We start from the raw sequence: 24,762 nt of genomic DNA, 5'->3' as shown, positions 1-24,762 counted from the left end.
GCCCGTCATGCTCACTGGACCACGACTTCCTTGAACAGCACCGCGCTGACCTGGATCGGGGCGACCGCCGCGTTGACGCGCTTGGTCAGTTCCTCCTTGAGGCGGAAGATGCCGGCCGAGCCGTTGAGGTCGGAGGGGCGCAGTTCGCGCACATAGGTCTGGAAGATGTCGGTGACGCGCGGCATCGTCGGCTTGATCGCCTCGATCTGCTTCTCTTCCTTCAGCTCCAGCACGATCTTCAGCCGCAGATATTGCACGCGCTCGCCGGGCGAGCCGGCGAGGTTGACCATCAGGTCGGGGACGTCGACGAAGGCCGGCGGCTTCGGCGGCGGCGCGGCCTCGGCATGGTGCTCGCCCTCGCCGTGACGGAAGAAGACGAACCAGGTCGCTGCACCGCCTCCGAGGACGGCGAGCAGACCGACGGCCATGATGATGAGCTTGAGCTTGTTCTTCGGCGGAGCGGCTTCCGCGCCGTCGGCGGCTGCGCCGCCTTCCTCATTCTCTGCCATGGTTGCCGCGCTCGTTCATTTCTCAAAGGGGTCGAAAGAGCGAAGCCTCCTGGCAGACAATGACGCGATACAAATGCCCCAGCGCAATGCGCTCCTCTGATGTGCAAACGCTACGGTAATAATGGTTAACGGAACCTTTCGATTGGGCCTCCGCTAGGAAAAATCTGCCGGGCAAACATGGCTAACAGAACCTTTCTGCCGCCCTTCCGCGCCCATCAAAAATCAACAACCATTTGAAATAATGTAATTTTTTAAGTTGGCACGGCTTTCGCTGAGAAAGGGGCGAGACCTCACGGTTTGGGAGAACCCGAGGTCTCGTTCACGGGATCCGCCAAGGCGCTTGGGAGAGCGAAATGGCAGATCTCACTCAGGGGAGATTTCCGATGCAGAACGCGCTTCTGATCGGCTTGTCACGGCAGATGACGTTGGAACGGCAGATGGACGTCATCGCCAACAACGTCGCCAATGCCAACACCAACGGCTTCAAGGCCGACCATTCGCTGTTCGAGGAGTATCTCAACTCGAACGCACGTCATGACAATTTCATCGGTCGCGACCGCCGGATCTCCTATGTGCAGGATCGCGGCACCTTCCGAGACGTCGGCCAGGGGCCGATGGAGCCAACCAACAATCCGCTCGACATCGCGATCAACGGCAACGCCTATTTCGCGGTGCAGGCCAATGGCGGCGAGCTCTATACCCGCGACGGCAAGTTTTCGCTCAACAGCACCGGCCAGCTCGTCACCGCGAGCGGCAATCTCGTGCTCGGCAATGCCGGCCCGATTACCTTCCAGCCGACCGACCACGACATCAATGTCGCGCCCGACGGCACCGTCACGGTGCTCGAGGGTACGGCGCGGACCGACTCGATCCGCGGCAAGATCCGCATGGTGTCGTTCGACGATCCGGCCAAGCTGACCAAGCTCGGCGGCAATCTCTATGGCGCCGGCTCGGCCAACCAGCAGGCCGACGCCAAGTCCACCTTGCAGCAGGGTTACATCGAGAAGTCGAACGTGAATGCGGTCGGCGAGATGACCCGCATGGTCGAGGTGATGCGCAGCTACACGGCAATCGCCAGCCTGCTCCAGCAGCAGAGCGACCTCCACAAATCGGCGATCGACAAGCTCGCCGACGTTCCGGCCTGATTGAAGGAGAACTGACATGCAGGCGCTTCACACCGCTGCGACCGGAATGGCGGCACAGGAACTCAACGTTCAGGTGATCTCCAACAACATCGCCAACCTGCGCACCACCGGCTTCAAGAAGCAGACCGCGGCATTCCAGGACTTGATCTATGAGCACGTCCGCCGCGTTGGCGCCCAGTCGTCCGACCAGGGCACCATCCTGCCGGTCGGCGTCGACATCGGCGGCGGCGTCAAGACCGTCGGCACGCCTCGCAGCATGACGCAGGGGACGCTGTCGCAGACCGGCAACGACCTCGATCTCGCGATCTCGGGCGATGGCTTCTTCAAGATCCTGATGCCCGACGGCACCTACCAGTACACCCGCGACGGCACCTTCCAGATGGACAATCAGGGCCGCGTCGTCACCGCGCAGGGCAACCCGGTGCAGCCGACCATCACCATTCCGAACAACGCCTCGGGGATCTCGGTCAGCGAGCAGGGCCAGGTCTCGGTGACGCTGCCGGGTTCGTCGACCTCGTCGATCATCGGCCAGATCGGCGTCACGCGCTTCATCAACAAGGCGGGCCTTCAGCCCGTCGGCAACAACCAGTTCATCGAGACCCCCTCGTCCGGCGCGCCGCAGGACGGCACGGCCAACTCCGAGGGTTACGGCAAGATCACGCAGGGCAGCCTGGAGCAGGCCAATATCGACGTCGTCTCGGAGATGAGCGACCTGATCGCCGCGCAGCGCGCCTACGAGATGAACGCCAAGGTCATCAGCGCGGCCGACCAGATGATGCAGTCGACCACGGCGCTGTTCCGCTGAGGTGATGACGATGATCCGCACCACGCTCGCCTCGATCTCCACCCTTCTCCTGCTGGCATTGCCGGCAGTGGCCGCCGACGAATTCATCGCCTCGCCGGCGCTGCGCGCAAGCGTCACCGTCACGGCGGACGTGGTGCGGATCGGCGATCTCATCGAGAACGCAGGATCCGCCGCGCTGATCCCGGTCTACCGCTCGCCCGATCTCGGCACCACCGGCACGCTGACGGTCGGCCAGGTGCTCTCGGTGCTGCGGGCAAAACAGGTGATCGGCGTCACGACCGGCGACATCAAGGAGGTCCAGGTCACCCGCCTCGCCCGCACGCTCGCGAGCAAGGACATCCAGAACGCGGTCACCGCTGCGCTCGAGCGCCGCTTCGGCCTCGGAGAAGCCGCCAACATCACCGTCACGTTCGACCGCAGCGTCGCCGAGATGCGGCTCGATGCCTCCAACACCGGTGCGCTCGAGCCGGCTGCAACCCGCTACGACGCCCGCAGCGGCCGTTTCGACATCGCCTTCGAGATTGCCAACGACAGCAACTCTGCGCCGACCAAGCTGCGCTTCACCGGCACCGCGATCGAGACCGTGGAAGTGGCCGTGCTGACCCGCGACATCGACCGCGCCGAGCTTCTGAAATCCTCCGACGTCTCGCTGGAGCGCCGGCCGAAGGCCGAGGTCACCGGGGAACCGGCCGCGCGCGACCGCAGCATCGGCATGCAGCTGCGCCGGGCGATGCGCGCGGGCACGCCGCTCCGCGTCGCCGACATCGTCAAGCCCGACTTCGTGCTGCGCGATCAGGCCGTCACCATCATCTACCAGGTGCCCGGCCTCTATCTCACCACGCGCGGCAAGGCGATCGAGAACGGCGCCGAGGGCGACACCGTCAGCGTGTTGAATTTACACTCCAAGCGCACGCTGACCGGCGTCGTCACCGGCCGCGGCCAGGTGACGGTCCAGGGCGCCGCCCAGTCTGCACCGATGGCGCCTGCGGTCGAGCAGACCTCGTCGATCAGGCGTGACGACGTGCCGCCGGCCGCAGCCCTGGCGCAGAGTCTGATCCAGACGCCCGCGTCTCCGGCCCAGATCGCCCAGGCACAGATCCCGCAGGCTCAGATTCCGCAAGTTCGCCTCTCGCAAGCTCCAGCCAAGTCAGAGTAAGTCATGTCCAGGTTCAGTTCGGCCTTCCGCCTTCGTCGCATCGCGATCTCTGCCCTGCTGCTGGCAACTTGTGCCCTGGCGAGCGGCTGCTCCTCGATCGACCGCCTGTCGCAGATCGGCGAGCAGCCGAAGCTGTCGGCGATCGACAATCCGACGACGCAGCCCGGCTACAAGCCGGTGCAGATGCCGATGCCGAAGCCGGAAGTTGCCTCCTACAATCCGAACTCGCTGTGGCGCAACGGCAGCCGCGCGTTCTTCAAGGACCAGCGCGCCCGCCAGGTCGGCGACCTCCTGACCGTGACCGTGAACATCACGGACAAGGCCAACATCGAGAACGACACCTCGCGCAGCCGCACCAACAAGGAAGATTCCGGAATCACGGACTTCATCGGCTCCCAAACGATCACCCAGGCCAACAAGATCCTGCCCGGCCGTATCCTGACAGCCGACTCGACCTCTTCCAGCGAGGGCAAGGGCAGCGTCGACCGCAAGGAAGCCCTGCAAACCAACGTCGCCGCCGTGGTGACCCAGGTGCTGCCGAACGGCAATTTGGTCGTCGAAGGCAAGCAGGAGATACGCGTCAACTTCGAGATCCGCGAGCTGATCGTGGCCGGCATCGTGCGCCCCGAGGACATCCAGAGCGACAACACCATCGACTCCACCAAGATCGCCCAGGCCCGCATCGCCTATGGCGGCCGCGGCCAGATCACCGACGTGCAGCAGCCGCGCTACGGCCAGCAAGTGATGGACGTGCTGCTGCCCTTCTAGTCCTCTCCCGAGCTCCCACATCGTGTTCGCGAACCTAGGCGCGAACGACGATGTACGACGCGGCCTCCGGTAGCTCCCCTGCCGGAGGCCGCATGTATTTTGCCTGCGCCGCCGAAGCGGCGCAGGCTTCTTCTAGAGCAGTTCGATCCCGCGTGCTTGCGCCCATCGCTCGAGGATCTTGCACTCCTCGGGATGCGGTACACGGTTTGCAAACCCACGGACCTGGACCGCCCGAGCGCGTCGATCAAGCTCAATGGTCAGCAACCGATCTGGAGCACCCGCAGCGCGGCGGCGCAGCGACCAGATCGACGCATGCCCAGCGATGCATTTCGACGCGTAGCTGGCAACGCAGTGACGCATGCCGCGCGTCTCAGCCACGAGATCGGCCGCGGTCCGCAACTGGACCACGACATATTCTTCGCGCTTGGTCGGGTCCTTGGAAGACTTGGTCCATGACCAATCCGCGATCGCTGCACCGAGCCAACGGTCCTCGCTCTGCTCGGGGCCTGCTGCCAGCCCCCGCGCACGGTTTCGCGCCGCCTCGGCGCGACGGCGTGCGGCCTCGATACGAGCAATCGCATCGAGATCGCGATGCCATTCGCGCATCTGCCGCCCAAGCGAGATCAGTGAACGCCCCTTGAGGGTGTACTCGGGATCACGCCGGTGGCAATCGGCGAGGTAGTCATGGAAGTCATCCATATCCTCGACCGTGGTCGGATGCGCGCAGAAGAAGCGCACCACCTCGCGCCAGAAGCGATGCTGAGCGCGCTGCGTCTGCGTGATCCTGGTGCGCGCGATCCGCATCGCAACAGCGGGATCGGTCGCATAGGAACGCGCAATCGCCTGCCAGATCGCAGCCTCGAAGCCGACCTTCCCCAACGGATTGAGGAACGCATGGACCTCCTTGCGAGACAGCCATTCGGCCGCACCGGCAGCGTAGAGCGAACCGCCGCCGGCCGCCGCGATGTACCAGCGCTTGCGCAAGCGGATCTCGTCGACGCCCAGTCCCGCGCCGTCGATCCAGATCTGCTCCAGATGTTCTGCGACAGGATAGCGCGCGAAGAGATAGCGAGCCGCGGCAAGACGAAGACGCGCGGCATCGCGAGTCTTCATCCGCGGCTGCCAGGCCTCGGCATCGCGCACGATGTCGGCCTCGAAGCCACGCTTGGCCTCGCAGATCGCATTCTTGAAATCCGGTGGAGGGCGAGTCCGCTGCGACACGTGCCGCAGCGACAGCTCGTAGGCTTCAACCCGCGCGCGCTCGGCCTCCCGCCGGCGCTGAATCAATGACTGTGCCATTGTCGTTCAACATGATTGGATGACTGTCAGCCGGACGCACTGAGAGCGTCGGCACGGAATGTGTCGATCGCCACAAAGTACTCACGGCTGGTCTCCTCATAGTTGAACGTACAGGTTGAACGGGACGGGGCTCATAGACCCGATCAAGGGCGAGCGCAAGATGTCTCGTCGGGATGGTGTCGGAAACTGCGTACTGCGAGCCAGGTCCGCGACATTATTGCAACGCCGCTACAGCACATTCCGTCATTGCGAGCGCAGCGACGCAATCCAGAATCTTTCCGCGGCGGCAGTCTGAATTGCTTCGCCGCGCTCGCAATGACGGTGGCGAGAGCTCACGTAAACTCCACCTCCACCACGCCGAGCCCGTCCAGCTCCATCCGCACCTTGTCGCCGGCCTTCAACCACAGGGTCTTCACCAGGCTGCCCGTCAGCACGAGCTGCCCCGCGTGCAGGCCCTTGCCCTCGGCTGCGAGATGGTTGGCGAGCCAGGCGAGGGCGTTGTGGGGATGGCCGAGCACGTCGGCGCCGGTGCCCTGGCTGACCTCCTCGCCGTTGACGATGGCGCGGCCCTTGACCGCCTTCAGGTCAGGCACCGACGAGCGTGGCACCGACGGGCCCAGCACGCAGCCGGCGGCGAAGAAATCGTCGGCGATCAAGGTCGGCGCGCCCATCGTCTCCCATTTCACGTAGCGGTCGTCGACGATCTCGATCGCGGGATGATAGGCCTCGACCGCCTCGCCGACCCATTCGGCCGTGAACGGCGCCTCGCCGGCGGCAAGGTCCCGCTTGAGCCGCACCGCGATCTCGCATTCGACGCCGACCCGGACATAATTGGAGGTGGCGAGCTTGGCGCCGCTGTCATGGACGCCCTTCTGGAACACGCCGCCGCCGCAGGGGTGCGGAATGCCAATGTACTCCTGCATCACCTGGCTGGTGCAGCCGATCTTGTAGCCGACGAGCGGGCCGAGATGCGGCAGCAGGAGATCGTGCAGGGAGCGCTGGACCAGATAGCCCTCGGCTTCGTCAGCAGGAGGACGCTCCAGCGCCGCGAGCGGCGCATGGTTGCGGCGCGCCAGCGCGATCGCCTTTGCGGCTTGGAGAATCCTGTCCATCGGCGCCGCCTCCCACGCTACGCATTCGAAGGCGGTACTTGAGCATCCCCGCCCGGGCGTGACAAGCCAGGGGCAACCTCACGCCTTGACCAGGCCGAGCCGGATCAGGCTCTCGGCGGTCGCAAGGATTGCCTCGTGGTTGGAACGGGGCTCCCAGCCGAGCAGCGACCTCGCCTTGGCGCTGGTGGAATGCCGCACCCTGCCGAGCATCGGCACGACCGCACGCAAAAGAGGAATCCGGGTCGCGGCCAGCCGCACCAGCCAGTCGGGGGCCTGAATCCGGGGAACCCGGCGTGCGGACGGCCCGAGTTCCTGCCGCAGCACCTTGGCGATATCGAGGATCGACATCGTTTCACCGGAGACCGCGATGAAGCGTTCGCCCCTGGCCTCCGGCGCCGTCATCGCACGCAGGTGCAGATCGGCGACATCGCGCACGTCGACCACGCCGAAATAGACCCGCGGCACCGCCGGCATGATGCCGTCGAGAAGCGATTTGACGATCTCGATCGAGCCGGAGAAGTCCGGCCCCAGCACGGGACCGAAAATGCCGGCGGGATTGACCACCGACAGTTCGAGGCCGCCGCCCTCGCGCGCGATGAAATCCCAGGCTGCCCGCTCGGCCAGCGTCTTGGATTTGATGTAGGGCTGCCCGTCGACACCGGCGAGATTGGTCCAGTCGGTCTCGTCGAACGGTTTTTCGCGCGGCGGATGGCCGTAGCCGATCGCGCCCAGCGACGAGGTGATGACGACGCGCCTGACGCCGGCCTCGCGCGCGGCGCGCAGCACCCGCAGCGTGCCGTCGCGGGCCGGGACGATCATCTCGTTCTCGTCCTTGGGCACGCTGGTCGACAGCGGCGAGGCGACGTGCAGGACGTAGTCGCACCCGTCGATCGCCTCGCGCCAGCCCGCGTCTGCCGTGAGGTCCGCCGTGAAGAAGGACACGGTTTCGGGCGAAGCCGCCCCGCCCTCGCGCAGCATCGCCAGCACGTCGTCCCGACGATCAGGCCGGCGTACCGTCGTCCGCACGGCATGGCCCGCGGCCAGAAGTTGCAGGACGACGTGAATGCCGACGAAGCCCGACCCGCCGGTGACCAGAACAGTGCTCATTGCCAAATTCCCCTCGATGCGGGGCCGGCGGATCGGTTCCGCCGCGGCCCTGCTCGAGGTCGCATCTGGTCACTATCTCCAAGGGGACAAGTAGAATGGATTTCGAGACCGGTATGGAAAACCTGACCAGCAACTGCGACGACGGCTGCGATTGCAGCCCAGATTCTGCCCTGCTCGGCGACTTCAAGCGCGCCATCCACGCGCTCGGCGGCAAGTGGAAACTGGAGATCCTGTTTACGCTGATGAACGGCGCGGTTCGCTTCGGTGCCTTGCGACGATCGATCGGCGGCATCACCCAGCACATGCTGACGACGCAGCTTCGCGAACTCGAGCAGGATGGCCTCGTATCGCGCATCGTCCTCGCGGAGAAACCCTTGAGGGTCGCGTACGAACTGACGGATGCGGCTTACGGCCTCTTGCCGGCATTTAAGGAAATATTGAGCTGGTCCAGGCTCTATGGGGACGCGCGCCTCCTGGCGGCGCGGCAGACCTGATTGCAGCGATGCTTGATGCAGCTGGATCGGCGTCTCACCATTCGAGCCGATGTCGTTGATGCGACTCGCAAAACTCGCCCCACCTGAAGTGAAGGCTGTTCTCATCCGAACTCACGTGAGCTCGGAGGAATCGAGTCTAGCCCATTGATCGTGATTCACTTTTCGCGATCACGCTTCGCGCGTTGCCGCGCGGCTGCAAGCGGCAGGCAAAATGCGGATCACGGCGCCAAGCGGCGCCTTGCGTGCCAAAAACAAAGAGCCGCACTTGGCGGCCCGGGCTCTATTCGTCGCGATAGACCTTCTCGCGTTTCTCGTGGCGCTCCTGCGCTTCCACCGAGAGCGTTGCGATGGGCCGGGCTTCGAGCCGCTTCAACGAGATCGGCTCGCCCGTTTCCTCGCAATAGCCGTAGGTGTTGTCCTCGATGCGCTGGAGCGCGGCGTCGATCTTGGCGATCAACTTGCGCTGGCGGTCGCGGGCGCGGAGCTCGATGGCACGGTCGGTTTCGGACGACGCCCGATCGGCGAGATCGGGGTGGTTCACGTTCTCCTCCTGCAAAGCCTGCAGGGTGAGCTTGGACTCTTTGAGGATCTCATCCTTCCAGGCGAGGAGCTTCAAACGGAAGTACTCCTTCTGCCGGTCGTTCATGAAAGGCTCTTTGTCGGTCGGTCGGTAGTTTTTCAACTTTTCCAAGGGAGGCCTATCTGTCTAGCAACGACTCGCAAACGGACGGGGTCCGTCGAGCGGGGCGTTATATAGCGGCCTCTTGTGACAGACAATATTTCCCCTCATCGCCCGGGTGCCGCCCCCAAGCCCTTGCACAGGAAGGTTTATCCTGGAGGGACCTGGGGGCGGCTGACGGCTCAATAGCCGACCGTGAAGCGCTGCCTCGGATGGGCGGGCCGTTCGATCTCGTCGGCGAGCGCGATGGCGTAGTCGGCGAAGGTAATCCAGCTCTTACCGTTCGCATCTGCGAGAAGCTGGTCGGTCCCAAGCCGGAACTTGCCCGTGCGTTCCCCCTCGACGAACAAAGCCGACGGCGAGATGAAGGTCCAATTCAGGTCCTTTTCCTGCCGCAGCAGGTCGAGGAAGGCCGAGCCCGCCTCCGCCTCAGCCTTATATTCGGTCGGAAAATTGGGAGTTGTGACCAGCTTCACGCCTGGGGCGACCTCAAGGCTGCCGGCGCCGCCCACAACGAGGTAACGACCGATCCTGGAGTCCTTCGCCGCGCCGATCAGCTTGAGCGGGTCACTGGCCAGGAAGTGGACGGAACTCACGGCGACGTCGTGCCCGGCCCACAGCTTGGCGAGGCCGGCCTGGTCGAGCACGTCCCCCTTGGTCGGCGTGACATTGGGCAGGGCTGCGATCTTCTCGGGGTTCCGGGCGATGGCTGTGACGGCGTGGCCGCGGCGGGACAGTTCCCTGGTGATCTCCGACCCGGCCCGGCCCGAGGCGCCGGCGACTGCGATTTTCATGGAAGGCTCCTTTTCTGTAGTAACTATCAGTGACTAGATATCGCAAAGGATGCTGGTGTTAAGAGAGCACTTTGTGCTTACCTGATTACGCAAGGGTGACCTGGACGCATAACCGATCACGCACAGCCGGCACGCGCACGGCCTGCGACGAAATGAGGACCGACGATGAAACCCGACGTCTACGCAGCGAACTGCCCCACCCGACAAATCCTCGATCGCGTCGGCGACAAATGGGCGGTGCTGATCCTCTTGCTGCTGCGCGAGGAGCCGATGCGCTTCAATCAGTTGCGGCGCACGATTGAAGGCATCTCGCAGAAGATGCTGAGTCAGGTTCTCAAGTCGCTCGAACGCGACGGCCTGATCAGGCGCCATGCCATCGCGACCGTTCCTGTCACGGTGGAATATTCGATCACGCCACTCGGGCTGACGCTGGCCGCGGCGGTCGATCACCTGCGCGATTGGGCCGAGCAGAATCTGAAGGACGTGCTCGCGGCGCAGCGCCGCTACGATGCGCAGCAGAAGGAGGAAGCGGCGTAAGGTGCTGGAGTGCGCTCCGCTCCGCGCCACGCCAAACTCCGCCGTCATGCCCCGGCCTGAACACCTGTCCGGGGCATCCAGTACGCCGCGGCCTCTCGATTCAACAACAACTGTCTCTGGAATACTGGATCGCCCGCCTTCGCGGGCGATGACAGCTCGATATGCCTGACTACACCTGCCCGGCCTTCGCGAGCTCGACCTCGACGCGCAACTCGATCTCCGAGAGCACGGAATCGAGTCCGGCATCGCCCGACGAGGATTTGAGGTTCGCCGCAGCATCACGCAGACGCATCACGGTCGAGGCGTCGAGATTTCCGGACAGCAGTCCCATCTTCAGATCGTCGAGCACATCGAGCGCGGTCCTGCCGCGGGCGACCGAGCGTTTGCGGCGCTCGACCGGATCCTCTTCGACGCCCTGCAATGCCAGCAGCGCGTCGATGTTGGCGGTGGCCTTCGGTGCGGCAGCGCTCCGCGTCTCCTGTGCCGACGAGGTGTCGGGCAGCACGAAGGTGCCGGAGCCGGTCCGCCTGGCCTGGCTGGCCGGCGTTCCAAGCGTGGTTCCGTTCGGTCCGTAGATGCGCATCGGAAGGAATCCGGGTGATCGATGCCGGAGCTTCGCCGTTTTATGGTTAACGGCCCGTAAACAGCCCGGCAAAATCTGCCGACAGGCGGCAGTTTCGCTCCTCAGGCACAACACCCGCTGACACTGGTCGAAACAGATTTATTCAACCTATTCAGCGGTCTATGCCGAAGCCCCGGGTTGGCACAGCGCTCGCAAGGAAAGCGCCGGACCAGCTCGTCATGGGAGTGTCGTGCGGGTCCTTCCGATTTGAGGAGCCTTTCAAGGAGCCTTGGGGAGCAGAGGATGCCAGGCGTTCGTTGGGTGAGGATTGTTGGGGTGGCCTGCGCCGCGCTGTCAGCGCTGGCGCTCTCGGTCACGCCTGCAAGCGCGACATCGCGCATCAAGGACCTCGCCAACATCGAGGGCGTGCGGCAGAACCAGCTCATCGGCTACGGCCTCGTCGTCGGCCTCAACGGCACCGGCGACACGCTCAACAACATCCCCTTCACCAAGCAATCGCTGCAGGCGATGCTCGAGCGCATGGGCGTCAACATCCGCGGCGCCACCATCCGCACCGGCAACGTCGCGGCCGTGATGGTGACCGGCAACCTGCCGGCCTTCGCCACCCAGGGCACGCGCATGGATGTCACCGTCTCCGCGCTCGGCGACGCCAAGAACCTCCAGGGCGGCACCCTGCTCGTGACCCCCCTCCTGGGCGCCGACGGCAACGTCTATGCGGTGGCACAGGGCTCGCTCGCGATCTCCGGCTTCCAGGCCGAGGGCGAGGCGGCCAAGATCGTGCGCGGCGTTCCGACCGTCGGACGCATCGCCAACGGCGCCATCATCGAGCGCGAGATCGAGTTCGCGCTCAATCGGCTGCCGAACGTGCGCCTGGCGCTGCGCAACGCCGATTTCACCACCGCCAAGCGCATTGCGGCTGCGGTGAACGACTATCTCGGCGTCAAGACCGCCGAGCCGATCGACCCCTCGACGGTGCAGCTGTCGGTCCCGCCGGAGTTCAAGGGCAACGTCGTCGCATTCCTCACCGAGATCGAGCAGCTCCAGGTCGATCCCGATCTCGCCGCCAAGATCATCATCGACGAACGGAGCGGCATCATCGTGATGGGCCGCGACGTCCGCGTCGCCACCGTCGCTGTGGCGCAGGGCAACCTCACCGTCACCATCTCCGAGAGCCCGCAGGTCAGCCAGCCCAACCCGCTGTCGCGCGGCCGCACCGTGGTCGCGCCGCGCAGCAGCGTCACCGTCACCGAGGACGGCAAGAAGCTGGCCGTCGTCAAGGACGGCGTCTCGCTCCAGCAGCTCGTCGACGGCCTCAACGGGCTCGGCATCGGTCCCCGCGACATGATCAGCATCCTCCAGGCGATCAAGGCCGCCGGCGCGATCGAAGCCGACATCGAGGTGATGTGATGCAGGCAGGCTCCATCAACACCCCGCGCCTCGCCACCGCTTCGGCGTTCTCGGTGGAGAGCCGCAACGGCCGGCCGGACTTCGAGCTCGCCGCCGCGCTGCAGAAAGTCTCACCGCAGCAGCAGGCCAAGGCGCAGAAGACCGCCACCGATTTCGAGGCGATGTTCCTCAACAGCATGTTCTCGCAGATGACCTCGGGCCTGAAGGGCGAAGGTCCGTTCGGCGATACGACCGGCACCGGCGTGTGGCGCTCGATGCTGACCGAGCAATACTCCAAGAGCTTCGCCCAGGCCGGCGGCGTCGGCGTCGCCACCGAAGTCTACCGCACCCTGATCATGCAGCAGGCGAAAACGATCCGCACGGCATAAGGTCAAACGAAATGAACCATTTCAACGCCTCACGTCAGCCGATGCAAGCCCAGCGTCCGAACACCGCGCCGGGCAGCACCGAGGCGCGCAAGCTCGCCGAAGGCCTGATGGACGCAATGAGCGCGCTGCTCGGACTGATCGAGCGGGAGACCGAGCTCGTTCGCGCCGGCAAGGTCCGCGAGGCGATGACGCTCGAGAGCAAGAAGCAGGAGCTGTCGCGCAACTACGTCGGCGCCGTCGGCCAGCTGAAGGCGAACCAGGCCCAGCTCGCGAAATCCGCGCCGGAGCTGCTCTCGACACTGCATCGCCACCACGACGCGTTTCGCGCGATGCTCCAGGTCAATCTCACCGTGCTCGCGACGGCGCACGCTGTCTCCGAGAGCGTCGTGCGCGGCGTCAACGCCGAGATCCAGAAGCGCAACGTGCCGAACACCTATACGGCCGCGGGACGCCGCGCCGCGCCGGGGCCGCGCCACATCACCCCGCTCGCGGTCAGCCGCTCGCTCTGAGCGCGCAGGAACAAGCGACATTTTTACGAAATATTGCGTGGCGATAGCGTCGCGCGATTAGTCACGTTTCCTTACCAGGTCTTCAAACCTGGTGTTCCATGGTTGCGCTATTAGAGGGGTTGGGATTTGACTCACGTAAGGCAACCAGGAGGCTGCCATGAGTACAGATTTCAGCATCAGGCCGGTGGGGATCCCGGCACCCGCGCAGATCGTACCGACGTCCAACGTGGCGGCGAACGAGGCCGTGCAAACGGATCTTCCGGTGAGCCAGACGGTCGCCGCGAGCGATACGGGCGCGCCTGTGCGCAATGATCTGCCGAACCACGAGAACGTCTCGCGCCAGGTCGTGTTCGACCAGGCGGCCGCGTCCTTCGTCTTCCAGGTCGTCAACGCCAGGACCGACGCGGTGGTGACCCAGTTCCCCGACGAGGCGATGTTGCGCCGGCGCGCCTATTTCCATGCGCTGGATATGCAGTCCGAGCCCTCGCGTCCGCTCAGCACGGACGTCAGCGCCTGACGACCAGGTGTCGACCGTCACGACGGCGGATCGACACCGGTCGATTCCGCCGCAAGTTCGGTGGCGATGTCATTGATCCGCCCCAGCGCCGGCTTCCATCAGCATCGACTTGGTCCGCGGCCGGCAAATGCTCGACCACGACCGTTCTCCGTCACGGCCGTCCGGACAGGCCTGCAGCGATGTTGCGGTTGATCTCGATCAACGGGCGGAAATGATCGAACTGCGGGCTCATCTGCAGCGCGGCCGTCTGGCTCAGCACGAACACGCTGATGTTGGCGATCTTCTGCCGGACGTCGATCGGCTGCGGATTGGTGTCACGCATCGCCTCGCTCAGGAAGATGGTCCAGAGCTTGCGGTTGAACATCAGGGCCTGCATGGTCTGCTCGCTGAGCGGATCGGCGTTGTTCACCGCGTCCTGGAGCTTGTTGGCCGCCTTGAGCAGGGTCTGCGCCTCGATGTCCCGAGGAGATGCGGTGGTCGTTGCAACACGCGCATAAGCCGAGGCAGCGGAATTCGACATCAATCACACCCTGGACGTTACCTAGCGCGTTATACGCGCTTAAGGATTTCTTTCCCAACCCTAGGCAGCACCGCTTAAGATTTGCTTACGTGTTGTGCTTGGAAGCACTCCGGACAATTACGGGGCACGGAGCTCTTCGACGGCGCAACGCTAGATGCACGCACGCACGATGTAAACTCGCTCGGCGTGATGCGCATCGATCTCAGCTAATCTTGTCTTAGCGATCTCCCTTAAAAGAACGGCGGAGCGTTAGCTCCGCCGCGAAATCTCGAATAGCGAACTTGCGCCGCGAACTTAGCGGAGCAGCTGCAACACGCTCTGTTGCGACTGGTTGGCCAGCGACAGCGCGGAGACCGCGATCGACTGGCGTGTCGAAAGCGCCTGGCTGTTCGCCGCTTCCTCATTGGTGTCGGCGAGCGTCAGGTTGGACGAGCCGGTCTGCAGCACGTTGATCAGGTTCTTGGAGAAGTCCTGACGCACCTGCACGATCGACAGGTTCGAACCGAGGGTGGAGCCTTCCGAGCGCAGCGTGCTCGAGGCTGCATTCAGGCTGGCCAGCACCTTGTTGGTGGCGCCGTTGTCGATGAAGTCGACGCCGTTGACGAGATTGCTGAGACCGAGGCCCGCCGCATTGAACACCACGCCGTTGATGCTCAGCGTGGAGCTGCCGGTCTCGTTGAAGACGAGCTTCAGCGTGTCGCCGTTGAGCAGGTTGACGCCGTTGAAGGAGGAGTCCTGCGACGTCGTGTCGATCTGGGCCAGGATGTTGTTGAACTGGTTGACCAGGTTGGAGCGCGCGGTCTGCGCCACCGGATCCTGGACCGGCGGCTGCGCGGTGGTGAAGGCCAGAACGCCGGTGATCGTGCCGCCGACTGCGCCGCCCGCGAGGGTCGAACCGAGTGTCGACGAGGCGTATTCGTTGACGGTGGTCACCGTGAGCACGCCGTTGGCGTCGATCGTCGCCGTCAGGTGGTTGGCCTGCAGCTGCGCGTTGAGCTGGTCCAGCGTCTTGACGGTGCCGTTGGTGCCGTCGCCGAAAGTGACGTTTACCGGGGTGCCGCCGTTGAACGAGGTGAAAGTCAGCGTCTTGCCGCTGATACCGCCGACGCCGGACGTACGGGCCGCAGTGAAGGCGGTCGCCGTTCCCGTGTTGCCGCTGAGACCGAATGCACCGAGGGCATTGCCGGTGCCGGTGATCGAGAGATCGGCATTGACGCCGGTGGAAAGCGCAAGCTGACCGCTGCTGTTGACCGACGACGGGATCTGGCCCGCCGTGGTCGACAGCGTCGCCGCGCCGTTGAAGATGCTGGCCGTCTTGACGCCGGTCGCGAGGTCGACGGCGTTGAGCAGGTCGGTCAGCGTCGCGCTCTGGATGTAGACGGTCGAGTTGCCGTTGCCGTCCGTGACGATGTTGCCGCTGACGCCACCCGACGTGACGCTTGCCGCCGATTGCGGCGTTTGCGCGTTCTTGAAGGTGATGGTGTGGCCGTCGATGTTCAGCGTCGAGCCGTCCTGAACCAGGGTCCCGAGCGAACCCGCGGTGGTCGACCGGGCCGCGGTGACGTTGGCATTGCCGGCGCCGGTTGCGGCCGTCAGACCGAGCGCCTTGAGGAAGTCGGCCTTTCCGGTCACGCTCAGATCGGCGCCGGTCGAACTCTTCAGCGTGACCTGGCCGCCCGTGATGGACGATGCCACCTGCAGCGTGCCGACGGGACCGGCCGAGCCGCTGACCGAGATGGTCGCGGCGCCGGCGCTGATCGTCGCGCTCTTGACGCCGCTGGCCAGATCGATCGCGCTCAACAGGTCGTTGACGGTGCCGGTCGGCGCGGCGGCCGTCCCCATGTAGACGATCGAGTTGCCGTTGCCGTCGGTGGCGATATGGCCGCTGGCATCCAGGCCCCAGCCGGTCGGCTGCGTCGCGGGCGCCGCGCCGGTCCGGAAGGTGATGGTCTTGCCGTTGACCGTGATCGAGTCCCCGTCGGCAGGCGAAGAACCGAGGGTGCTGGCTGCCGTTGTGCCGATCAGCGTCGCGGTGCCGGTCAGTGCAGTGGTGCCGTCGGCCGCGTTGGTAGCGGCGCCGGTCAACGTGCCCGCGGTCGAGCCCAATGATGCACCGAGTGCGGCGGCGGCCGTCACCGGTGTCACGCCACCGGGCGCACCGGTGTAGAGCACGTTGCTGTTGGCGGTTGCGCTTGCATACGACGTCGTGCCGCGCAGATCGGCCGGCGTCGCACCGGGAATCGTAGTCGAGACGTTCGACTTGGTGGAGTAGCCGACGGTGGTCTGCAGCGCCTGGTTGGCGATCGATTTCGCGCTGTCGATCAGCTTCTGCAGCGAGGTGATGCCGGTGTTGGCGGCCTGCAGCACCTGCACACCGTTGTTGATGCCGTCGAGCAAGTTGCTGATGTCGCTCGCCCGGTTGTCCAACCCCTGCGCCGTGAAGAAATTGGTTGGATTGTCGAGCGCCGTATTGACCTTTTTGCCGGTCGACAACCGCTCCTGCGTCGTGGCCAGCAAGTCGGCCGTCGACTGCAGCGACAACAGGTTCTGGCGAACTGACGCCGAGAGAACGATGTTGGACATTGGCGAGTCTTCCTCTTGAACCGGATACGAATCGGCCGCGCCGTCTGCAAAGCGGGGCTTTGGTCCAGTTTTAGAAGGTGTCCTTTAAAGTATGGTTAACGCCGGTTTAAGGGATAGGGTTAATGGCGGGTGAAGGCTCCTGCCCGCCTCCAAATGCAAAAAGAGCGGCGGGGCAAATGGCCCCGCCGCTCGATTTTGATTTGTAATTTCAGTGGCTTATTAGCGGAGCAGCTGGAGCACGCTCTGCTGCGACTGGTTGGCCAGCGACAGCGCGGAGACCGCGATCGACTGGCGGGTCGACAGCGCCTGGCTGTTGGCCGCCTCGACATTGGTGTCGGCCAGGGTCAGGTTGGACGAGCCGGTCTGCAGCACGTTGATCAGGTTCTTGTTGAAGTCCTGACGGATCTGCACCACCGAGAGGTTCGAACCGAGGCTCGAGGCCTCCGAGCGCAACGTGCTCGAGGCGGCGTTCAGGTTGGTCAGCACCCTGTTGGCGGCGGCGTTGTCGATGAAGTCGACGCCGACGGTCAGCGCGGCGAGGCCGAGGCCCTTCGAGTTGTAGGTCACCCCGGTGATGTTCAGGCTCGACTTGCCGGTCTCGTCGAACACCAGCTTGAGCTGATCGCCGTTCAAGAGGTTGACGCCGTTGAACGAGGAGTCCTGCGCGGTCGTGTCGATCTGGTTCAGGATGTTGTTGTACTGAGATACTAGGTTCGCACGGGCCGTCTGTGCGACCGCATCCTGGACGGGCGTGGAAGCCGTCGAGAACGTCAGCGCCGAGGTCAGCGTGCCGCCGATCGCACCGCCCGCGGCGGTCGAGCCGAGCGTCGAGGAGGCATAATCATTGGACGCCGTGATCGTCAGCAGGCCATTGGCGTCGATCGTCGCTGACAGGTTGTTGGCCTGAAGCTTCGAGTTGAGCTGGTCGAGCGTCTTGACCGTGCCGTTGGTGCCGTCGCCGAAGGTGACGTCGACCGCAGTGCCGCCGTTGAAGGAGGTGAAGGTCAGGCTCTTGCCGCTGATTCCGCCGATGCCGGAGGTGCGCGCCGCCGAGAACGCCGTCGCATTGCCGGTGTTGCCCGAAAGACCAAACACCGCCAGCGCGTTGCCGGTGCCGGTGATCGACAGGTCGGCGTTGATGCCGGTCGAGAGCTGGAGCTGGCCGCTGGTGTTGATCGACGACTTGCTCTGGCCGGTTGCGGTATTCAGTGTCGCCGCGCCGTTGGCCGCAATCGATGCGGTCTGCACGCCGGTGGCGAGGTCGATCGCGTTGAGCACGTCGGCGACAGTGCCGGCCTGGAGGTAGACGGTCGAGTTGCCGTTGCCGTCGGTGATCACGTTGCCGCTCTTGCCGAACCCGGCTGGAATGGCCGGCGCACCTGCTGAGCCCGGAACCGGCGCGTTCTTGAAGGTAATGACGTGGCCGTCGACATTCAGGGATGCACCATCGGAAATCAGCGATCCCAGCGAGCTCGCGGTCGTGGTCCGGTTGACGCTCAGCGACGCATTGCCGCCGCCCGTTGCGCTGGAGAGGCCCAGCGCCTTGAGCAGGTCGGCCTTGCCGGTCAACGACAGATCCGCACCCGTCGAGCTCTTCAGCGCCACGATACCTGCGGCGATCGAGGAGGGTGTCTGGCCCGCGCTCGTCGCTATCGTCGCCAACCCGCTTGCGATCACCGAGGTACCCACGCCGCTGGCGAGGTCGATCGCGGTCAGGAGGTCGTTGACGGTCGCGGCCGGGGTGCCGGCGGTGCCGAGATAGACGGTGGTGTTGCCGTTGCCGTCGGTCACGAGGTTGCCGCTGAGGCCCGAGCCGGCCGGAACGGCGGCCGCCAAGGGAGCCGAGCCGGCGCGGAAGGTGATGGTCTTGCCGTTCACCGTCAGCGTGTCGCCGTCGGCGGGAGCCGTGCCGATCTTGGTGGCGGCGGTGGTGCCTATCAGGGTCATCGTGCCTGTCACGGCGGTGGTGCCGTCGGCAGCGTTCACGGCAACCGTATTCGAGAACGTACCTTGCGTCGCGCCAAGGGTGGTGGTTGCGACGGCCGCGGTAACGCCGCCCGCCGTGCCGTTATACAGCACGTTGCTGTAGGCGGTCGCGCTGGCATAGGAGGTCGTGCCGCGCAGGTCGGCGGCGGTTGCGCCCGCGATCGTGGTGGAGACGTTGGACTTGGTGGAGTAGCCGACCGTGGTCTGCAGCGCCTGGTTGGCGATCGACTTGGCGCTGTCGATCAGCTTCTGCAGCGAGGTCAGGCCGGTGTTGGCGGCCTGCAGCACCTGCACGCCGTTGGCGATGCCGTCGAGCAGGTTGTTGATGTCGCTGGCGCGGTTGTCGAGCGACTGTGCGGTGAAGAAGTTGGTGGGATTGTCCAGAGCCGAGTTGACGCTCTTGCCGGTCGACAGACGGTTCTGTGTGGTGGCGAGGAGGTCGGCGGTGGACTGGAGAGAGAGCAGGTTCTGACGAACCGACGCAGAGAGAACAATACCGGACATGACTCTTACCCTTCTGGCTTACGCGTCTTCGTTCGATCGCTTCGGATCGAGTGACGGGCACAGCCTGCGCGGACATGGCTAACAAAGGGTGAAACGCGTCTCGCCTGCATAAGCGGCGGTTCACCATAAGCTGCCGGAAGGCGCGGATGGCATCGACAATCCGTCTGAAATAACTGGCGTTTCTCTGCGCTTACGCTCCATTAACCATAACCGCTGGTTACTTTTCAGAGCGTCTCCCTGGTTTCTCGAAAGGTCGAATGACATACGAAAAAGCGGCGGGGCCAAAGCCCCGCCGCCGGATCCTGCTTGCGATGTTGACCGCGACTTAGCGGAGCAGCTGGAGCACGCTCTGCTGCGACTGGTTGGCCAGCGACAGCGCGGAGACCGCGATCGACTGACGGGTCGACAGCGCCTGGCTGTTGGCCGCCTCGACGTTGGTGTCGGCCAGGGTCAGGTTGGACGAACCGGTCTGCAGCACGTTGATCAGGTTCTTGTTGAAGTCCTGACGCACCTGCACGATGGTCAGATTCGAACCCAGAGCGGAGGCTTCCGAGCGCAGCGTGCTCGACGCAGCGTTCAGGTTGGTCAGCACCTTGTTGGTAGCAGCGTTGTCGATGAAGTCGACACCGCTGGTCAGCGCAGCAAGGCCCAGACCCTTGGAGTTGTAGGTCACGCCGGTGATGCTCAGGCTCGACTTGGCGGTCTCGTCGAACACCAGCTTCAGCTGGTCGCCGTTCAAGAGGTTGACACCGTTGAACGAGGAGTCCTGCGCGGTCGAGTCGATCTGCTGGAGGATGTTGTTGTACTGGTTGACCAGATTGGCACGCGAGGTCTGCGCGACGACGTCCTGGACGGGGGTGGAAGCCGTCGAGAAGGTGAGCGACGAGGTCAGCGTGCCGCCGATCGCACCACCCGCGGTACTCGAACCGATGGTCGAGGACGCGTAGTCGTTGGTGGTCGAGATCGTCAGCAGGCCGTTGGCGTCGATCGTCGCGGACAGGTTGTTGGCCTGAAGCTTCGAGTTGAGCTGATCCAGCGTCTTGACCGTGCCGTTGGTGCCGTCGCCGAAGGTGACGTCAACCGCGGTGCCGCCGTTGAAGGAGGTGAAGGTCAAGGTCTTGCCGCTGATGCCGCCGATGCCGGAGGTGCGCGCCGCCGAGAATGCGCTGGCGGTGCCGGTGTTGCCGGCGAGGCCGAGCGCATTCAGCGCGTTGCCGGTGCCGGTGATCGACAGGTCGGCATTGATGCCGGTCGAGAGCTTGAGCTGGCCGGAGGCGTTGATCGACGAGGCGATCTGGCCCGAGGCGGCCGCAAGCGTCGCGGCACCGTTGGCGGCAATGGTGGCGGTCTGCACGCCGGAGGCAAGGTCGATCGCGTTGAGCACGTCGGCGACAGTGCCGGCCTGGAGGTAGACCGTCGAGTTGCCGTTGCCATCGGTGATCACGTTGCCGCTCTTGCCGAAGCCGGTCGGGATCGCCGGGGCGTTGGTCGAGCCCGGGACCGGCGCGTTCTTGAAGGTGATGACGTGACCGTCGACGTTCAGCGTCGAACCGTCCGTGATCAGAGCGCCCAGCGAGCCCGAGCTGGTTGTGCGGGTCGCCGTCGCCGTGGCGTTGCCGCCACCCGTCGCAGTGGTCAGGCCAAACGCCTTGAGCAGGTCGGCCTTGCCGGTCACGGACACGTCCGCACCCGCCGAGCTCTTCAGCGTCACGATGCCTGCGGCCATCGACGACGGCGTCGCAGCGGAGGCAGCGCCGATCGTCGCTGCACCGTTGGTGATCGTCGAGGTCTGCACACCGCTGGCGAGGTCGATCGCGGTCAGCACGTCATTGACGGTCGCGGCCGGGGTGCCGGCGGTGCCGAGATAGACGGTGGTGTTACCGTTGCCGTCGGTCACGAGGTTGCCGCTGACGCCCGAGCCGCTCGGAACCGCGGCCGCGAGCGGGGCCGAGCCGGCGCGGAAGGTGATGGTCTTGCCGTTCACCGTCAGCGTGTCGCCGTCGGCGGGAGCCGTGCCGATCTTGGTGGCGGCGGTGGTGCCGATCAGGGTCATCGTGCCCGTCACAGCGGTGGTGCCGTCAGCGGCGTTCACGGCAACCGCGTTCGAGAACGTGCCCTGGGTCGCGCCGAGAGTCGTCGTGCCCGTCGCAGCGGTCGTGCCGCCGGCAGCGCCGCTGTACAGCACGCTGCTGAGCGCGGTGTTGCTGGCATACGACGTCGTGCCGCGCAGGTCGGCCGCGGTCGCACCCGAGATCGTGGTGGAGACGTTGGACTTGGTGGAGTAGCCGACCGTGGTCTGCAGCGCCTGGTTGGCGATCGACTTGGCGCTGTCGATCAGCTTCTGCAGCGAGGTGATGCCGGTGTTGGCGGCCTGCAGCACCTGCACGCCGTTGGCGATGCCGTCGAGCAGATTGTTGATGTCGCTGGCGCGGTTGTCGAGCGACTGGGCGGTGAAGAAGTTGGTGGGATTGTCCAGAGCCGAGTTGACGCTCTTGCCGGTCGACAGACGGCTCTGCGTGGTGGCGAGAAGGTCAGCGGTGGACTGGAGGGAGAGCAGGTTCTGACGAACCGACGCGGAGAGAACGATACCGGACATTGAGTGTTACCCTTCTGGTACGCAACGCAACAAAACTTCGATTAGGATTAATCGATGTGCGGGACGGTGAACGCAGACGGCTAACAAAGCATAAAGCGTGTCGCGCCAAACCTTGCGCGGATTCACCATATGGCAGTGTCACGCTCCGTCGAGCTCGCGCATATCGCCCTGATAAGACGACGCTTTCTTGCCCAATGGGAAGGCATTTGCCACTCGTCAACCATAACTAAGAGTACGCAATTGCTGTATCCAGATGCACCGTCCCGTCTTGGCGAGCGGCACTCAGATGCCGATGCAAAAACAAAGCGGCGGGGCCGAAGCCCCGCCGCCGGATCCTGCTTGCGATGTTGACCGCGACTTAGCGGAGCAGCTGGAGCACGCTCTGCTGCGACTGGTTGGCCAGCGACAGCGCGGAGACCGCGATCGACTGACGGGTCGACAGCGCCTGGCTGTTGGCCGCCTCGACGTTGGTGTCGGCCAGGGTCAGGTTGGCCGAACCGGTCTGCAGCACGTTGATCAGGCTCTTGTTGAAGTCCTGACGCACCTGCACCACCGAGAGGTTCGAACCGAGGCTCGAGGCTTCCGAGCGCAGCGTGCTCGACGCAGCGTTCAGGTTGGTCAGCACCTTGTTGGTGGCAGCGTTGTCGATGAAGTCGACACCGCTGGTCAGCGCAGCAAGGCCCAGACCCTTGGAGTTGTAGGTCACGCCGGTGATGCTCAGGTTCGACTTGCCGGTCTCGTCGAACACCAGCTTCAGCTGGTCGCCGTTCAAGAGGTTGACACCGTTGAACGAGGAGTCCTGCGCCGTCGTGTCGATCTGGTTCAGGATGTTGTTGTACTGAGACACCAGATTGGCACGCGAGGTCTGCGCGACGACGTCCTGGACGGGGGTGGAAGCCGTCGAGAAGGTGAGCGACGAGGTCAGCGTGCCGCCGATCGCACCACCTGCGGCGCTCGAACCGATGGTCGAGGACGCGTAGTCGTTGGTGGTCGAGATCGTCAGCAGGCCGTTGGCGTCGATCGTCGCGGACAGGTTGTTGGCCTGAAGCTTCGAGTTGAGCTGGTCGAGCGTCTTGACCGTGCCGTTGGTGCCGTCGCCGAAGGTGACGTCAACCGCGGTGCCGCCGTTGAAGGAGGTGAAGGTCAGGGTCTTGCCGCTGATGCCGCCGATGCCGGAGGTGCGCGCCGCCGAGAACGCAGTGGCGGTGCCGGTGTTGCCGGCAAGGCCAAGCGCGTTCAGCGCGTTGCCGGTGCCGGTGATCGCCAGGTCGGCATTGATGCCGGTCGAGAGCTTGAGCTGGCCGGAGGCGTTGATCGACGAGGCGATCTGGCCCGAGGCGGCCGCAAGCGTCGCGGCACCGTTGGCGGCAATGGTGGCGGTCTGCACGCCGGTGGCAAGGTCGATCGCGTTGAGCACGTCGGCGACAGTGCCGGCCTGGAGGTAGACCGTCGAGTTGCCGTTGCCATCGGTGATCACGTTGCCGCTCTTGCCGGAGCCGGTCGGGATCGCCGGGGCGTTGGTCGAGCCCGGAACCGGCGCGTTCTTGAAGGTGATGACGTGACCGTCGACGTTCAGCGTCGAACCGTCCGTGATCAGAGCGCCCAGCGAGCCCGAGCTGGTCGTGCGGGTCGCCGTCGCCGTGGCGTTGCCGCCACCCGTCGCAGTGGTCAGGCCAAACGCCTTGAGCAGGTCGGCCTTGCCGGTCACGGATACGTCCGCACCCGCCGAGCTCTTCAGCGTCACGATGCCTGCGGCCATCGACGACGGCGTCGCAGCGGAGGCAGCGCCGATCGTCGCTGCACCGTTGGTGATCGTCGAGGTCTGCACACCGCTGGCGAGGTCGATCGCGGTCAGCACGTCATTGACGGTCGCGGCCGGGGTGCCGGCGGTGCCGAGATAGACGGTGGTGTTGCCGTTGCCGTCGGTCACGAGGTTGCCGCTGACGCCCGAGCCGCTCGGGACCGCGGCAGCGAGCGGGGCCGAGCCGGCGCGGAAGGTGATGGTCTTGCCGTTCACCGTCAGCGTGTCGCCGTCGGCGGGAGCCGTGCCGATCTTGGTGGCGGCGGTGGTGCCGATCAGGGTCATCGTGCCCGTCACAGCGGTGGTGCCGTCGGCGGCGTTCACGGCAACCGCGTTCGAGAACGTGCCCTGGGTCGCGCCGAGAGTCGTCGTGCCCGTCGCAGCGGTCGTGCCGCCGGCAGCGCCGCTGTACAGCACGCTGCTGAGCGCGGTGTTGCTGGCATAGGACGTCGTGCCGCGCAGGTCGGCGGCGGTCGCACCCGCAATCGTGGTGGAGACGTTGGACTTGGTGGAGTAGCCGACGGTGGTCTGCAGCGCCTGGTTGGCGATCGACTTGGCGCTGTCGATCAGCTTCTGCAGCGAGGTGATGCCGGTGTTGGCAGCCTGCAGCACCTGCACGCCGTTGGCGATGCCGTCGAGCAGATTGTTGATGTCGCTGGCGCGGTTGTCGAGCGACTGGGCGGTGAAGAAGTTGGTGGGATTGTCCAGGGCCGAGTTGACGCTCTTGCCGGTCGACAGACGATTCTGTGTGGTGGCGAGGAGGTCAGCGGTGGACTGGAGGGAGAGCAGGTTCTGACGAACCGATGCGGAGAGAACGATACCGGACATGACTCTGTTACCTTTCTGGTAAACGACGCTACTGTTACGCGTCTGCTTGGATCGAGATTGACCCAGCGACCGGCGGACCGTGGCGCCGAGACTTCTAACGAAGCATGAAATGAAACCCGCGCTTTTGCCGGGTCGTACGTGATTCGGGGCGCCGG

Annotated in this window: 22 protein-coding genes; 10 read left to right on the top strand and 12 right to left on the bottom strand. The window is 64.8% G+C overall.

The window, feature by feature from the left end; genetic code table 11:
* Nucleotides 1–11: 11 nt before the first annotated feature.
* Nucleotides 12–509 carry a flagellar basal body-associated protein FliL gene (gene fliL / locus XH96_RS14200; protein WP_194393042.1) on the bottom strand — a complete coding sequence of 166 codons (498 nt, stop codon included), beginning with the start codon at nt 507–509 and terminating at the stop codon, nt 12–14.
* Between the two features lie 383 nt (nt 510–892).
* Here fliL and flgF point away from each other — a divergent pair, with 383 nt between their 5' ends.
* From flgF to flgH, 4 genes are read left to right on the top strand one after another with little or no spacing between them, the layout of a single operon-like run.
* Nucleotides 893–1,654, top strand: a complete 762-nt coding sequence (gene flgF, locus XH96_RS14195) for a flagellar basal-body rod protein FlgF (protein WP_131874789.1) — start codon at nt 893–895, stop codon at nt 1,652–1,654.
* 16 nt (nt 1,655–1,670) lie between these two features.
* Nucleotides 1,671–2,459 carry a flagellar basal-body rod protein FlgG gene (gene flgG / locus XH96_RS14190; protein ID WP_028182232.1) on the top strand — a complete coding sequence of 263 codons (789 nt, stop codon included), beginning with the start codon at nt 1,671–1,673 and terminating at the stop codon, nt 2,457–2,459.
* 10 nt (nt 2,460–2,469) lie between these two features.
* Nucleotides 2,470–3,615 carry a flagellar basal body P-ring formation chaperone FlgA gene (gene flgA / locus XH96_RS14185; RefSeq protein WP_194393041.1) on the top strand — a complete coding sequence of 382 codons (1,146 nt, stop codon included), beginning with the start codon at nt 2,470–2,472 and terminating at the stop codon, nt 3,613–3,615.
* Nucleotides 3,616–3,618: 3 nt separating this feature from the next.
* Nucleotides 3,619–4,383: a flagellar basal body L-ring protein FlgH gene (gene flgH, locus XH96_RS14180; protein WP_131874771.1), complete on the top strand. Its 765-nt coding sequence runs from the start codon at nt 3,619–3,621 to the stop codon at nt 4,381–4,383.
* Between the two features lie 132 nt (nt 4,384–4,515).
* Here flgH and XH96_RS14175 read toward each other — a convergent pair whose 3' ends face one another.
* The 3 genes from XH96_RS14175 to XH96_RS14165 form a co-directional block, all read right to left on the bottom strand.
* Nucleotides 4,516–5,682: a PcfJ domain-containing protein gene (locus tag XH96_RS14175; protein WP_194393040.1), complete on the bottom strand. Its 1,167-nt coding sequence runs from the start codon at nt 5,680–5,682 to the stop codon at nt 4,516–4,518.
* A gap of 332 nt (nt 5,683–6,014) precedes the next feature.
* Nucleotides 6,015–6,794, bottom strand: a complete 780-nt coding sequence (locus XH96_RS14170; protein WP_194393039.1) for a 2-keto-4-pentenoate hydratase — start codon at nt 6,792–6,794, stop codon at nt 6,015–6,017.
* A gap of 78 nt (nt 6,795–6,872) precedes the next feature.
* Nucleotides 6,873–7,901, bottom strand: a complete 1,029-nt coding sequence (locus XH96_RS14165) for an aldehyde reductase (protein ID WP_194393038.1) — start codon at nt 7,899–7,901, stop codon at nt 6,873–6,875.
* A 95-nt stretch (nt 7,902–7,996) separates the two neighbouring features.
* Here XH96_RS14165 and XH96_RS14160 point away from each other — a divergent pair, with 95 nt between their 5' ends.
* Complete coding sequence (locus XH96_RS14160) at nt 7,997–8,395, top strand: helix-turn-helix domain-containing protein (RefSeq protein ID WP_194393037.1); 399 nt, start codon at nt 7,997–7,999, stop codon at nt 8,393–8,395.
* 280 nt (nt 8,396–8,675) lie between these two features.
* Here the strand turns inward: XH96_RS14160 and dksA are convergent, their stop codons facing one another.
* Nucleotides 8,676–9,041, bottom strand: a complete 366-nt coding sequence (gene dksA / locus XH96_RS14155; RefSeq protein ID WP_085966600.1) for an RNA polymerase-binding protein DksA — start codon at nt 9,039–9,041, stop codon at nt 8,676–8,678.
* Between the two features lie 215 nt (nt 9,042–9,256).
* Entirely contained in the window at nt 9,257–9,868 is a 612-nt protein-coding gene (locus XH96_RS14150) for an NAD(P)-dependent oxidoreductase (RefSeq protein ID WP_194393036.1), read from the bottom strand.
* 165 nt (nt 9,869–10,033) lie between these two features.
* Between XH96_RS14150 and XH96_RS14145 the strand changes: the two genes are divergently transcribed.
* Nucleotides 10,034–10,405 (top strand): helix-turn-helix domain-containing protein, encoded by a 372-nt coding sequence (locus XH96_RS14145; RefSeq protein WP_028182047.1) that lies wholly within the window; start codon nt 10,034–10,036, stop codon nt 10,403–10,405.
* A gap of 169 nt (nt 10,406–10,574) precedes the next feature.
* Here the strand turns inward: XH96_RS14145 and XH96_RS14140 are convergent, their stop codons facing one another.
* Nucleotides 10,575–10,988 (bottom strand): flagellar assembly protein FliX, encoded by a 414-nt coding sequence (locus XH96_RS14140; protein WP_194393035.1) that lies wholly within the window; start codon nt 10,986–10,988, stop codon nt 10,575–10,577.
* A gap of 282 nt (nt 10,989–11,270) precedes the next feature.
* Here XH96_RS14140 and XH96_RS14135 point away from each other — a divergent pair, with 282 nt between their 5' ends.
* The 4 genes from XH96_RS14135 to XH96_RS14120 all read left to right on the top strand — a co-directional run bounded on the left by XH96_RS14135 (nt 11,271) and on the right by XH96_RS14120 (nt 13,789).
* Nucleotides 11,271–12,395: a flagellar basal body P-ring protein FlgI gene (locus tag XH96_RS14135; RefSeq protein WP_028181459.1), complete on the top strand. Its 1,125-nt coding sequence runs from the start codon at nt 11,271–11,273 to the stop codon at nt 12,393–12,395.
* Nucleotides 12,395–12,763: a flagellar assembly peptidoglycan hydrolase FlgJ gene (gene flgJ / locus XH96_RS14130; protein ID WP_028181460.1), complete on the top strand. Its 369-nt coding sequence runs from the start codon at nt 12,395–12,397 to the stop codon at nt 12,761–12,763. The genes XH96_RS14135 and flgJ overlap by 1 nt, the downstream gene beginning before the upstream one ends.
* Nucleotides 12,764–12,774: 11 nt before the next feature.
* Nucleotides 12,775–13,272 carry a hypothetical protein gene (locus XH96_RS14125; RefSeq protein WP_194393034.1) on the top strand — a complete coding sequence of 166 codons (498 nt, stop codon included), beginning with the start codon at nt 12,775–12,777 and terminating at the stop codon, nt 13,270–13,272.
* Nucleotides 13,273–13,429: 157 nt separating this feature from the next.
* A complete protein-coding gene (locus XH96_RS14120) occupies nt 13,430–13,789 on the top strand; it encodes a hypothetical protein (RefSeq protein WP_194393033.1) in 360 nt (119 codons plus the stop codon).
* Between the two features lie 151 nt (nt 13,790–13,940).
* On the opposite strand, the gene flaF is transcribed toward XH96_RS14120, so the two are convergent.
* From flaF to XH96_RS14095, 5 genes are all read right to left on the bottom strand, one after another.
* Nucleotides 13,941–14,309, bottom strand: coding sequence for a flagellar biosynthesis regulator FlaF (gene flaF / locus XH96_RS14115; protein ID WP_028181463.1), 369 nt, complete (start codon nt 14,307–14,309; stop codon nt 13,941–13,943).
* A 294-nt stretch (nt 14,310–14,603) separates the two neighbouring features.
* Nucleotides 14,604–16,892, bottom strand: a complete 2,289-nt coding sequence (locus tag XH96_RS14110; protein ID WP_131874760.1) for a DUF1522 domain-containing protein — start codon at nt 16,890–16,892, stop codon at nt 14,604–14,606.
* A 219-nt stretch (nt 16,893–17,111) separates the two neighbouring features.
* Nucleotides 17,112–19,382 (bottom strand): DUF1522 domain-containing protein, encoded by a 2,271-nt coding sequence (locus XH96_RS14105; RefSeq protein ID WP_194393032.1) that lies wholly within the window; start codon nt 19,380–19,382, stop codon nt 17,112–17,114.
* A 325-nt stretch (nt 19,383–19,707) separates the two neighbouring features.
* Nucleotides 19,708–21,978, bottom strand: a complete 2,271-nt coding sequence (locus XH96_RS14100) for a DUF1522 domain-containing protein (RefSeq protein WP_194393031.1) — start codon at nt 21,976–21,978, stop codon at nt 19,708–19,710.
* 358 nt (nt 21,979–22,336) lie between these two features.
* Nucleotides 22,337–24,607 carry a DUF1522 domain-containing protein gene (locus tag XH96_RS14095; RefSeq protein WP_194393030.1) on the bottom strand — a complete coding sequence of 757 codons (2,271 nt, stop codon included), beginning with the start codon at nt 24,605–24,607 and terminating at the stop codon, nt 22,337–22,339.
* Between the last annotated feature and the right edge of the window lie 155 nt (nt 24,608–24,762).

The organism is Bradyrhizobium sp. CCBAU 51765 (assembly GCF_015291725.1).
In the GTDB taxonomy this organism is placed as follows: Bacteria; Pseudomonadota; Alphaproteobacteria; order Rhizobiales; family Xanthobacteraceae; genus Bradyrhizobium; species Bradyrhizobium liaoningense.
The sequence above is the reverse complement of the archived record's forward strand: the minus strand, read 5'-3'. Positions and strand labels throughout refer to the sequence as shown.

Bases quoted from the DNA above. Each gene is read 5' to 3' on its own strand.
- XH96_RS14145 (WP_028182047.1), top strand. From the start codon at position 10,034: ATGAAACCCGACGTCTACGCAGCGAACTGCCCCACCCGACAAATCCTC.
- XH96_RS14160 (WP_194393037.1), top strand. From the start codon at position 7,997: ATGGATTTCGAGACCGGTATGGAAAACCTGACCAGCAACTGCGACGAC.
- flgG (WP_028182232.1), top strand. From the start codon at position 1,671: ATGCAGGCGCTTCACACCGCTGCGACCGGAATGGCGGCACAGGAACTC.
- XH96_RS14165 (WP_194393038.1), bottom strand. From the start codon at position 7,901: ATGAGCACTGTTCTGGTCACCGGCGGGTCGGGCTTCGTCGGCATTCAC.
- flgA (WP_194393041.1), top strand. From the start codon at position 2,470: ATGATCCGCACCACGCTCGCCTCGATCTCCACCCTTCTCCTGCTGGCA.
- XH96_RS14105 (WP_194393032.1), bottom strand. From the start codon at position 19,382: ATGTCCGGTATTGTTCTCTCTGCGTCGGTTCGTCAGAACCTGCTCTCT.
- XH96_RS14150 (WP_194393036.1), bottom strand. From the start codon at position 9,868: ATGAAAATCGCAGTCGCCGGCGCCTCGGGCCGGGCCGGGTCGGAGATC.
- flaF (WP_028181463.1), bottom strand. From the start codon at position 14,309: ATGTCGAATTCCGCTGCCTCGGCTTATGCGCGTGTTGCAACGACCACC.
- XH96_RS14175 (WP_194393040.1), bottom strand. From the start codon at position 5,682: ATGGCACAGTCATTGATTCAGCGCCGGCGGGAGGCCGAGCGCGCGCGG.
- flgH (WP_131874771.1), top strand. From the start codon at position 3,619: ATGTCCAGGTTCAGTTCGGCCTTCCGCCTTCGTCGCATCGCGATCTCT.
- dksA (WP_085966600.1), bottom strand. From the start codon at position 9,041: ATGAACGACCGGCAGAAGGAGTACTTCCGTTTGAAGCTCCTCGCCTGG.
- flgJ (WP_028181460.1), top strand. From the start codon at position 12,395: ATGCAGGCAGGCTCCATCAACACCCCGCGCCTCGCCACCGCTTCGGCG.
- XH96_RS14140 (WP_194393035.1), bottom strand. From the start codon at position 10,988: ATGCGCATCTACGGACCGAACGGAACCACGCTTGGAACGCCGGCCAGC.
- XH96_RS14125 (WP_194393034.1), top strand. From the start codon at position 12,775: ATGAACCATTTCAACGCCTCACGTCAGCCGATGCAAGCCCAGCGTCCG.
- XH96_RS14095 (WP_194393030.1), bottom strand. From the start codon at position 24,607: ATGTCCGGTATCGTTCTCTCCGCATCGGTTCGTCAGAACCTGCTCTCC.
- XH96_RS14110 (WP_131874760.1), bottom strand. From the start codon at position 16,892: ATGTCCAACATCGTTCTCTCGGCGTCAGTTCGCCAGAACCTGTTGTCG.
- XH96_RS14170 (WP_194393039.1), bottom strand. From the start codon at position 6,794: ATGGACAGGATTCTCCAAGCCGCAAAGGCGATCGCGCTGGCGCGCCGC.
- XH96_RS14100 (WP_194393031.1), bottom strand. From the start codon at position 21,978: ATGTCCGGTATCGTTCTCTCCGCGTCGGTTCGTCAGAACCTGCTCTCC.
- XH96_RS14120 (WP_194393033.1), top strand. From the start codon at position 13,430: ATGAGTACAGATTTCAGCATCAGGCCGGTGGGGATCCCGGCACCCGCG.
- fliL (WP_194393042.1), bottom strand. From the start codon at position 509: ATGGCAGAGAATGAGGAAGGCGGCGCAGCCGCCGACGGCGCGGAAGCC.
- XH96_RS14135 (WP_028181459.1), top strand. From the start codon at position 11,271: ATGCCAGGCGTTCGTTGGGTGAGGATTGTTGGGGTGGCCTGCGCCGCG.
- flgF (WP_131874789.1), top strand. From the start codon at position 893: ATGCAGAACGCGCTTCTGATCGGCTTGTCACGGCAGATGACGTTGGAA.